Annotated in this window: 8 protein-coding genes and 1 other RNA gene; all 9 read left to right on the top strand. The window is 52.4% G+C overall.

Annotated elements, in window-relative coordinates; all coding sequences use genetic code 11:
* Nucleotides 1-424 precede the first annotated feature (424 nt).
* The 9 genes from HRQ60_RS22885 (at nucleotide 425) to recR (ending at nucleotide 9,992) form a co-directional block, all read left to right on the top strand.
* Complete coding sequence (locus HRQ60_RS22885; protein WP_172200813.1) at nucleotides 425-793, top strand: response regulator; 369 nt, start codon at nucleotides 425-427, stop codon at nucleotides 791-793.
* Between the two features lie 156 nt (nucleotides 794-949).
* Complete coding sequence (gene fba, locus HRQ60_RS22880; protein ID WP_172200810.1) at nucleotides 950-1,804, top strand: class II fructose-1,6-bisphosphate aldolase; 855 nt, start codon at nucleotides 950-952, stop codon at nucleotides 1,802-1,804.
* A 210-nt stretch (nucleotides 1,805-2,014) separates the two neighbouring features.
* Entirely contained in the window at nucleotides 2,015-3,268 is a 1,254-nt protein-coding gene (locus tag HRQ60_RS22875) for a UDP-N-acetylglucosamine 1-carboxyvinyltransferase (protein WP_172200807.1), read from the top strand.
* A gap of 416 nt (nucleotides 3,269-3,684) precedes the next feature.
* Entirely contained in the window at nucleotides 3,685-5,037 is a 1,353-nt protein-coding gene (rho, locus tag HRQ60_RS22870) for a transcription termination factor Rho (RefSeq protein WP_172200804.1), read from the top strand.
* A gap of 47 nt (nucleotides 5,038-5,084) precedes the next feature.
* A complete protein-coding gene (locus HRQ60_RS22865) occupies nucleotides 5,085-6,359 on the top strand; it encodes a radical SAM family protein (protein WP_172200801.1) in 1,275 nt (424 codons plus the stop codon).
* 406 nt (nucleotides 6,360-6,765) lie between these two features.
* An RNA gene (ffs, locus tag HRQ60_RS22860) (signal recognition particle sRNA large type) lies at nucleotides 6,766-7,033 on the top strand.
* Between the two features lie 221 nt (nucleotides 7,034-7,254).
* A complete protein-coding gene (gene dnaX, locus HRQ60_RS22855) occupies nucleotides 7,255-8,994 on the top strand; it encodes a DNA polymerase III subunit gamma/tau (RefSeq protein ID WP_172200798.1) in 1,740 nt (579 codons plus the stop codon).
* Between the two features lie 60 nt (nucleotides 8,995-9,054).
* Nucleotides 9,055-9,369 carry a YbaB/EbfC family nucleoid-associated protein gene (locus tag HRQ60_RS22850; protein ID WP_141447902.1) on the top strand — a complete coding sequence of 105 codons (315 nt, stop codon included), beginning with the start codon at nucleotides 9,055-9,057 and terminating at the stop codon, nucleotides 9,367-9,369.
* 26 nt (nucleotides 9,370-9,395) lie between these two features.
* Entirely contained in the window at nucleotides 9,396-9,992 is a 597-nt protein-coding gene (gene recR / locus HRQ60_RS22845; protein ID WP_172200795.1) for a recombination mediator RecR, read from the top strand.
* Nucleotides 9,993-10,385: the final 393 nt, after the last annotated feature.

Below are 10,385 nucleotides of genomic sequence, written 5' to 3'. Positions count from 1 at the left end.
GCATTTCACAACTGAGCAAGCTAGAGGAAAGTTGCGACATCTCTATCCTAAAATATAATCCGGTCAAGGTACTAGTAGCTTGACCGAACTAAATCTAAGGTTTGCGTTCATCGGAAACACGCATGGTTCAAGCGGGTTTTCGAGGGGCGTAACCTAACCTCTTTATCGGCCAAGGTACTAGGATATAGCCCGCGAGAAGGCCCGGCATCTGCCGGGCCTTCTTTTTCTTTTTGGCCCGCCGGTGTCTGATTTGGGAAATATTCGGCCTCCCTTCTGGAATAAGCAGGAAATCGCCTTTTCAGGTCGAATAAGTTTGGGAGCAACAATCGCGTATCCAAAAGCGGAAGCTCCTGTCCATGAGGAGAGCGATCGACGGAAGCGGCGACACGGCGGACGGGAACACAACGGGGGAGGACAAACGAAGATGAGCGAACACAAAATATTGATTGTCGACGACCAGAACGGAATCCGCATGCTGCTGACCGAGGTGTTCGGAAGCGAAGGATACAAGACCTACCAGGCGGCAAATGGCAAGGAAGCGTTGGAGCTGCTGCAGCAGGACCGGCCCGATCTGGTACTGCTGGATATGAAAATCCCCGGCATGGACGGACTGGAGATTCTGCGCCACATCAAAGCGGCCGATCCGGAGATCAAAGTGATCATGATGACGGCCTACGGGGAACTCGATATGATCAAGGAAGCCAAAGACCAGGGCGCCTTGATGCATTTTACAAAACCTTTCGATATCGACGAGATGCGATTGGCCGTCGGCCGGTATTTGAAAGAGGAATAAGCGGCTGAGCCGGGGATCGCCGAACCTTTTTGTTCATGCAAATTCCTTGTAAGTTTACAACCTGCCTGTTTTGTATTTGCAGCGACAGTGGTATAATAAGCAAGTATGGATGTCGGCTCAATATAGAAATCCAACATTTAATTAGGAGGAACAACCATGCCATTAGTTTCGATGACAGACATGTTGAACAAAGCTCTCGAAGGAAAATACGCGGTGGGTCAGTTCAACATCAACAACCTCGAGTGGACACAAGCCATCCTGGGCGCTGCCGAAGAAGAAAAATCTCCGGTAATCCTCGGTGTATCCGAAGGCGCAGCTCGTCACATGGGCGGTTTCAATACAGTCGTGAAGATGGTTGAAGGCCTGCTGCTGGATATGAGCATCACCGTTCCAGTTGCCATTCACCTCGACCACGGTTCGAGCTTCGACAAATGTAAAGCGGCTCTCGATGCCGGCTTCACTTCCGTTATGATCGACGGATCGCATCACCCGATCGAAGAAAACATCGAAATGACGAAAAAAGTCGTTGAGTACGCACATGCCAAAGGCGCTTCGGTTGAAGCGGAAGTTGGTACGGTAGGCGGACAAGAAGACGACGTCATCGGCGGAATCATGTATGCTGACCTTGACGAATGCGTACGCATCGTGAAGGAAACAGGCATCGACACGCTGGCTCCGGCACTGGGTTCCGTACACGGTCCTTACCTCGGCGAACCGAACCTGGGCTTCAAAGAGATGGAAGAAATCCGCAACGCGGTAAACCTTCCGCTCGTTCTGCACGGCGGTACGGGTATCCCAACTCACGATATCCAAAAATCGATCTCCCTGGGCACGTCGAAAATCAACGTGAACACGGAAAACCAAATCGCATTCGCAAGAGTCGTTCGTGAAGTTCTGGCTGCAAAGCCTGACGCTTACGATCCGCGTACCTTCATCGTACCGGGCCGCGACGCGATCAAAGCTACCGTTATCGGCAAGATCAAAGAATTCGGTTCGAGCAACAAAGCCTAAGCTTCCGCTTAGTGCGTCAAAGCGTTCTTTTTGCACGCAATGTCGATTTTTTATTGCAAAATCCGAACCACTCATTCATTATGGAAAGATCACCGTTCAATCGGTGTCTTTCCATTTTGTTTTAATTCCGGCACATTTGGCTTTTGTTTCGATACATCATTCCAGTCTTCTTCGAATGGCTGCACATTAAGTAGGGGGACCTTTGAACTTATGGAGAAATTAATGATCACCGGTGGGCGTCCGCTCCAGGGAACGGTCACGATCAGCGGTGCGAAAAACAGTGCGATTGCGCTTATTCCTGCAGCGCTGCTTGCAGATTCCGAAGTGATATTGGACAATCTCCCGCTGCTCAGCGACGTGGCGGTTTATGCCGAGATTCTGGAAGGACTCGGTGCACGGGTATCCTGGGAAGGCAGTCAGATGCGAATCGATCCGTCGAATGTCAAATCGATTCCAATGCCTAACGGACCGGTTAAGAAACTTCGGGCTTCCTACTATATGATGGGTGCTCTGCTCGGTAGATTCGGCGAAGCGCTGATCGGGCTTCCGGGAGGCTGCAACTTTGAGCCCCGTCCGATCGATCAGCATATCAAAGGATTCGAAGCGCTTGGAGCGACCGCGGTTAACGAACACGGCGCCATCCATTTGCATGCGGAAGAACTCCGCGGCACCAAAATCTATCTCGATGTCGCAAGTGTTGGAGCGACTATCAATATTATGCTTGCGGCCGCCAAGGCCAAAGGCTCTACCATTATCGAAAACGCGGCTAAAGAGCCTGAAATTATAGACGTAGCCACACTGCTTAATTCGATGGGAGCCAGCATCAAAGGCGTAGGTACGGAGACAATTCGTATCGAAGGCGTCCGCGAGCTGCATGGCTGCCGACATTCGATCATTCCCGACCGCATCCAGGCCGGTACGTATATGATTGCTGCCGCGGCAACGCGCGGCAATGTTCTGATTGACAGCGTCATTCCCAAGCATCTTGAAGCCATTACGGCCAAGCTGCAGGAAATCGGCGTAACCGTTGAAGAAATGGACGAGAGCATCCGGATTATCGGCGGACCCACTTATCAGCATGTGGACGTCAAAGCGCTCGTCTATCCGGGATTTCCGACGGATCTTCAATCGCCGATGACAAGTCTGTTGACCCAGGCCGAAGGTGCGAGTGTGCTCAGTGATTTCGTATACAGCAACCGCTTCAAGCATGTGCCGGAACTGGTACGCATGGGAGCCAAGATCCGGGTCGAAGGCCGTTCTGCGGTTATCGAAGGCGGCAGGCTTAATGCGGCCAAAGTTCAGGCGGCGGATCTGCGTGCGGGAGCCGCGCTTGTTATTGCCGGTTTGACGGTCGAAAACGGTATTACCGAAATCGAAGGTGTAGAATATATCGATCGGGGTTATGACAACCTGGTTTCGAATCTTCGCAGTCTTGGCGCGGACGTATGGCGCGAGACCGTTTGACGGAGTGCAGGCGCGGCCTTTGGCCGCGTCCGTGCTTTTTTTCCTGCCATCGAATCACTTTTTTGGAAAATGGGTAATGTTTATCGTAAATGGATGTTTCATCCTCCGTTCTTTTCATTTCCAGTCGCTTGACTCCTATCCGTTCGGGACCTTCCCGAACCCAAATTCGATCTCCATTGCCTATCCTTTCGTTTCCCTAGACGCTTCATTACAAACGGCGAGCACGAGAGGCCGTATATTCCGACAACCATAACGAAACTGTGCTTTTCTTCGTTCAGATAGATATACAGATAGACAGGTTCCTTGTGCCGCTTCCGAGGACGTGTTTCAGTCGATTGCCCATTCTGTCCCTGCCATGGCCTCTTCCGAAGAGAGCGGGACTTTCCATTATAAAATTGAATAGGTGGTTTTCTTACATGGATTTGCAACTTTCCGATTTGGAAGTCATGAAATTGACCGATCTTTACAAATTGGCCAAGCAGTATCAAATTACGTATTACAGTCAGATGAAGAAAAAGGAATTGGTGTTCGCGATCCTGCGTGCACAGGCGGAGCAAAGCGGACTGCTGTTTATGCAGGGCGTGCTTGAAGTTCTGCCGGAAGGTTACGGATTTCTGCGTCCGATCAACTACCTGCCAAGTACCGAAGATATTTATATCTCGGCTTCCCAAATCCGTAAATTCGATCTGCGCAGCGGAGATCTTGTGTCCGGAAAGTGCCGTGCTCCCAAAGAAAACGAACGTTACTTTGGTCTTCTGCAGGTAAATGCCGTTAACGGAATGGATCCGGCCACGGCTGCGGAACGTCTGCATTTCCCGGCGCTTACCCCTTTGTATCCGGAAAAAAAGCTGCCGCTCGAGACCACGCAAAACCGTCTGTCCGCGCGGATTATGGATCTGATCGCTCCGGTCGGCCTCGGTCAGCGCGGACTGATCGTCGCACCGCCCAAAGCCGGTAAAACGCAGCTGCTGAAAGAAGTGGCCAACAGTATTTCCGAAAACAACCCGGAGATCGAGCTGTTCGTACTGCTGATCGATGAACGTCCGGAAGAAGTGACGGATATGCAGCGTTCGGTCAAAGGGGAAGTCGTCGCTTCCACCTTCGACGAACTTCCGGAGAACCATATCAAAGTAGCCGAACTGGTGCTTGAGCGCGCCCTGCGGATGGTCGAACACAAGAAAGATGTCGTTATCTTGCTCGACAGCATTACGCGCCTTGCGCGCGCCTACAATCTGGTTATCCCTCCATCCGGCCGTACGCTCAGCGGCGGTATCGATCCGGCCGCGTTCCACCGCCCGAAACGCTTCTTCGGCGCAGCCCGCAACGTGGAAGAAGGAGGCAGTCTGACCATCCTGGCTACTGCGCTGATTGACACAGGCTCCAGAATGGACGATATTATTTATGAAGAATTCAAGGGAACCGGCAATATGGAGCTGCATTTGGATCGAAAACTGGCGGAACGCCGGATTTTCCCTGCGATCGATATTCGTCGTTCCGGAACCCGGCGCGAGGAAATGCTGCTGTCCAAGGAAGAGCTGGATGCCGTATGGCATATTCGCAAAAATATGAACGATTCCTTCGACTTTATCGAAGGTTTCCTCAAAAAGTTGAAAAATGCCAAGACAAACGCCGAATTCCTGGCTTCTCTGGATACTTCCGGCGATACAGGCAGCGCCAAATCGTCTTCGCCGTCCAAGAGCGGCGGGAATTCCGCTGCTGGCGGAGCAAGACGTCCGACACGGACCGCCACTCCCGTAACAAGCAAGTAAACGATTAAGAAACAAAGCCGCAAGCCCGCTAAAAGGAGACCTTACCCATGCATCTGGTTTATGCCGACGAGAACGGCAATGTATACGATCACCCCGAACTGCTCGCCCTGGCGCGCAGCGCCGATATGATTATCGAAATTATGGAAGACGAACTTATTCCTCTGCCGGACGGTGCGACGTTGGTCGGCCTGCCGAGCACCAAACCGGTTGCGCTTGATCCGGAGAGCGGCGAAATGATGGCGCTCGAAGGGATGCAGGCGGTTGGAGCACTGCTTCCGCAGGGTTTCACCCGTCTGGCTCTGCCCGGCTACGTGAAGACGGATAAAGAATATAAACTGCCGCTGTTCGGCTACTCCGCAGTCGTCTGGAAAGACGGACGCTTCTATGTGACGGCCGAACAATGCGACGACCCGGAGAAGTGGAATCCGGAGAACTGCGATACCCGCGAACTGAACGGCAAAGTACACGATTTTATCGAGAAGTATCCCGATAACCGGCTGTATCAGCATTTGTCGAACTGTGCGCTCGGCTACGAGTGTCTGACTTCCTCGAATACGTTCCTCGGACGCTGGGAAGGCGGAGTGCCTGTTTCTTATTCCTGTAACGCAGGCTGTTTCGGCTGTATTTCCGAACAGCCCGACGACAGCGGCTTCGTTGCGCCCCAGACGCGTATGAACTTCCGTCCGAGAACGGAAGAGATGGTACAGATTATGATGGAGCATCTGATTACGCCGGAATCGATTATCAGTTTTGGACAGGGCTGCGAGGGAGAACCTTCCACCCAGGCCAAGCTGATTATCGAAGCGATCCGCGAAGTGCGTTCGCGCACCGATATGGGCTATATCAACATCAATACGAATGCCGGTCTGTCCGACCATATCCGCGGAATCGTCGATGCGGGTCTGGATCTGATGCGCGTCAGCACGATCAGCGCCTTGGACGATCATTACAATGCTTACTACAAGCCGCGCGGTTATACGCTGGCGAACGTCGAGAAGTCGATGGCTTATGCGGCAAAACAGGGCGTCTATACTTCGATCAACTATTTGATCTTCCCCGGAGTAACCGACCGCGAGGAAGAGATCGAAGCTATGATCGAGTTTGCGCGCCGTACCGACTTGAAGCTTATTCAGATGCGGAATCTGAATATCGATCCGGAAAGTTACCTCGAACTCATCCCGCCCGCCCAAGGCGAGATCCTTGGGATGAAGCAGATGCTGGAGATTTTCCGCGAAGAGCTTCCGAATGTCGTGATCGGATCGTACACCCATGTTCCTCCGGTCGATCAGCGCCGCGCGAAACCTCCCGTCGGACTCGTATAAGGCTCGCTTGATTCTGCTCGTTCGCTCCGCTCGTTTCACTTCAGGGTTTGAGACTGTGGTCTCAAACAGGGGAAGTGAAGCCGAAGTCGCTCTCGATCAGAATCAAGCTCGCTGTAGGGGCGGACGAAACGTCCGCCTGAAAAGCAAGGTAAAGAAGCCCGGCGATTCATCCGCCGGGCTCTTTCCTCTGTTCCTTCCGACCCCTCTATACTTAGAGGGGTCGGAAGCTCGGGAAGGTCCCGTTTCGGGTCGAAGCGACATTTGGCTTTCCTTCTGTGCCGGAACCGATGTGTTCCGGCACGGGAAAACAACCCGAGCGCCGATCGAAACGGGACCTTCCCACGGCCGGCTGCAACATTGCCGGCCTGTTTGCGTTTTCGATTAGCTTCCCGTATAATAGAGAGTGCCGTGCTAGATGGGGAGGTAGCGGTGCCCTGTAACTCGCAATCCGCTATAGCGAGGTTGAATTCCCGTTCGAGGTCATGTCCTGTAAGGTTTGGTCTCTACACATAATGTTGACGGTCGGGTCCTCCGCAATGAGCTCTTGTGAACCTGGTCAGGTCCGGAAGGAAGCAGCCATAAGCAGGTCCGCTTTTGTGCCGGAGGGTGGCCTGGCCCGAGTTGTTGTGTAGAGGTGCCGCTTGGATGGCATTGTATCGAAGACGGGTGCACGGTTTTATTTTATTGATCAAACGACCGACATCTTTGCCGAAGGCGAAGGTGTTTTTTGTTTTTTTATCCGCGAAAAGCCCTGCAAAAAAGTTGGGTTCATCCGCTTCAAAAGGTCCGCGCGCCGTTTTTATCCGTGCGGAAATATAGTATAATAAAGGGACGACGACGATTCATTTTTGTCTGAATGAACCCGATTTCAAGTCCGATTAAAAAGGAGCCGCTGATGGAACATATTGCGCTTTACCGTGCTTGGCGGCCTCAGTCGTTCCAAGACATGGTAGGACAACAGCATATTATCCGAACGCTGCAGAACGCCATACGCGAACAGCGGGTATCCCATGCCTATTTGTTCAGCGGACCGCGGGGGACGGGCAAGACGAGTGCCGCAAAGATTCTGGCCAAAGCCGTCAACTGCGAAAAGGGACCCGCTCCCGAACCGTGCAACGAATGCGAGACGTGCAAACGTATCTCATCCGGAGCGGTGATGGACGTACTCGAGATCGATGCCGCCTCCAACCGTGGAGTGGAAGAGATCCGGGACCTGCGCGACAAGATCAAATACGCCCCGACCGAAGTGCGGCGTAAAGTTTATATTATCGACGAAGTGCACATGCTCACGACAGAAGCGTTCAATGCCCTGCTGAAGACGCTGGAAGAACCGCCTGAGCATGCCATGTTCATTTTGGCTACAACGGAACCGCACCGGCTGCCGGCTACGATCATCTCTCGCTGCCAACGGTTCGATTTCCGCCGGGTTTCGCTCGAGGAGCAGACCGGAAGGCTGACCGAAATTTGCCGCGAAGAGAAGATCGAAGCCGAAGAAAGTGCCCTGCAGTACATCGCCCGCCTGTCCGACGGAGGGATGCGCGATGCGCTGAGCGTACTGGATCAGATCTCCGCTTTCACCGATGGCAAAGTCACGTACGACCAGGTGCTGAACATGACGGGGGGCATTGCCTCCGAACAGTTCTCGGCATTGGCCGAATTCTTGTCTGCCAAAGACGCCGGAGGCGTGCTGCAGACCGTGGAGAGCTGGATGCAGGAAGGCAAAAGCGCCGACAAATGCATGGAGAATCTTTTGTATTATTTCCGCGACCTGCTGATGATCAAAATGGTACCCAACTCGGAGCATATGACGGAACGGGTGCTGGATGCGGCGTCTTTTCACACGATAGCGGAGCTTTTTACCAAAGAAAATCTGTTCCGCACTCTCGATACGCTCAGCCGCTACCAGAACGAAATGAAATATGCGGCCAATCCGCAGATGCTATTTGAAGTGGCCCTGCTCAATCTGGTCAGTCAAGGCGATCGCGTCGAACTGCCGATGCAGGGAGAGGTTTCGTCTTCCAGTGCGCCTCCCGCCGATTCGCAGGCCGTCAAACGTCTGGAAGGCCGGATTGCCGAACTCGAGAAGAAGCTGGATCAAGCGATCCGCAGCGGTGTGTCGTCCTCCGGGGGAGGCGAAGCGGCAGGCGGTCGACCGGCTGCTCGCCCGAACACGACGCGTGTATCCCGGATGGCCAAGCTCCCTTCGCATATGGATCAATACCTGGCGAGAAGAGAGGACTCTTCCTTCAAAGAGATCCGGGGCAAGTGGAACCAGGTGCTGCAGCGGGTAAAAGAAGAGAAGGTAACGGTTCATGCCTGGTTTACCAACGGTGAACCGGTGTCGGCGCTGGACGATTCCGTTCTGGTGGCATTCAAAAACGATATTCACCGCGAAACGATCGAAAAGCCCGCCAATCGCCAGGTTGTCGAGCAGGTAATGGCCGAATGCCTGGGCGGAGAATGGCATCTGGTCACGATTATGCAGAAAGATTGGACTGAATCTGCAGAATCGGCTTCTTCTTCGAAGTCCGAAGTCTTGGAGTTTCAACACGAAGAAGAAGGCGGCAGCAAAGAACCCTGGGTAGATGAAGCTTTGAACCTGTTCGGGGAAAACCTGGTTGTCATTAAAGAATAAGTGCTGCCCGGCGCTTTGCTTCGCGAAGAGGCCGAGGTCCAATTCAAAGGAGAGATCGCAATGAATAACAACATGAACCAAATGATGAAACAAGTGAAGAAGATGCAGGAACAAATGATGAAAGCCCAGGAAGAACTCGGTACGAAAAAAGTCGAAGGTACTTCCGGCGGCGGCGTGGTAAGTGTTGAAGTCAACGGACACAAAAAAGTAATCGCGATCAACATCAAACCCGAAGCGGTGGACCCGGACGACGTGGAAATGCTGCAGGATCTTATCCTGACGGCTGTTAACGATGCATTGACCAAAGCCGAAGAACTGGCAAACCAGGACATGGGCAAATTCACGAACGGTATGAAAATCCCGGGCCTGTTCTAAACTATTCGTAAAAGGGAAGTGTGGCCTTGCATTATCCGGAGCCGATTGCCAAACTGATCGAATCGTTCAGCCGTCTGCCCGGAATCGGGCCGAAAACGGCGGCGAGACTGGCTTTTCATGTGCTTAATATGAAAGAAGACGATGTGATCGATTTCGCCAAGGCGCTTGTCAGCGTAAAACGCAACCTGCATTTCTGTACAGTCTGCGGCAATATCACGGATACCGATCCCTGCCGGATCTGTCAGGACAAGTCCCGTGATGTATCTGTGATCTGCGTGGTGCAGGATGCGAAAGATCTCGTGGCCATGGAACGTACCCGCGAATTCGATGGTTATTATCATGTGCTGCATGGAGCCATTTCTCCTATGGAAGGAATCGGTCCCGACGACATTCGTCTCAAAGAACTGTTGAACCGTCTGAGCGATGAGCGGGTGCAGGAGCTGATTCTGGCGACTAACCCGAATATCGAAGGCGAAGCGACAGCCATGTACATTTCCCGCTTGGTACGTCCTTTTGGAATCAAAGTAACGCGGATTGCCCACGGACTGCCGGTAGGTGGAGATCTGGAATATGCGGATGAAGTGACATTGTCCAAAGCCTTGGAAGGGCGCAGAGAGCTTTAAAAAGTCTGGCTTTCCAGGTAAAAGAAGCGCGGCGGCTGCGGGAGACAAACCCTGCAGCCGCATTTTTAATGTCTTTTGTCGAAACAAGGCTGACAGAAAAGCGTTTTCAATGTATAATCCATGTATTGTATTCGAGCCTAGATCGCTTGTTACGATAAAGAACAAAGCAAAATGAATAAAAATCAAAAATAGTGTTGACTAGCTATTTGGCGATATGCTACATTAATAAACGGCTCTTCGAGAGAAGACCTTCACAGCAAATCGGTAAACGAGCGTCGAAAAAGAATTGAAAAATAATGCTTGACGAATTGCTCGCCGCTGTGATAGGATATAAAAGTCGCCGCTGAGAAACACGGCGCCGAACGAAAGAAACCAAATAAACGAGTTTGTTCC

It is taken from the genome of Saccharibacillus qingshengii (assembly GCF_013185195.1).
GTDB lineage: Bacteria > Bacillota > Bacilli > Paenibacillales > Paenibacillaceae > Saccharibacillus > Saccharibacillus qingshengii.
Note: the sequence above shows the minus strand (reverse complement) of the source record. Positions and strands in the feature narration are given on the sequence as shown.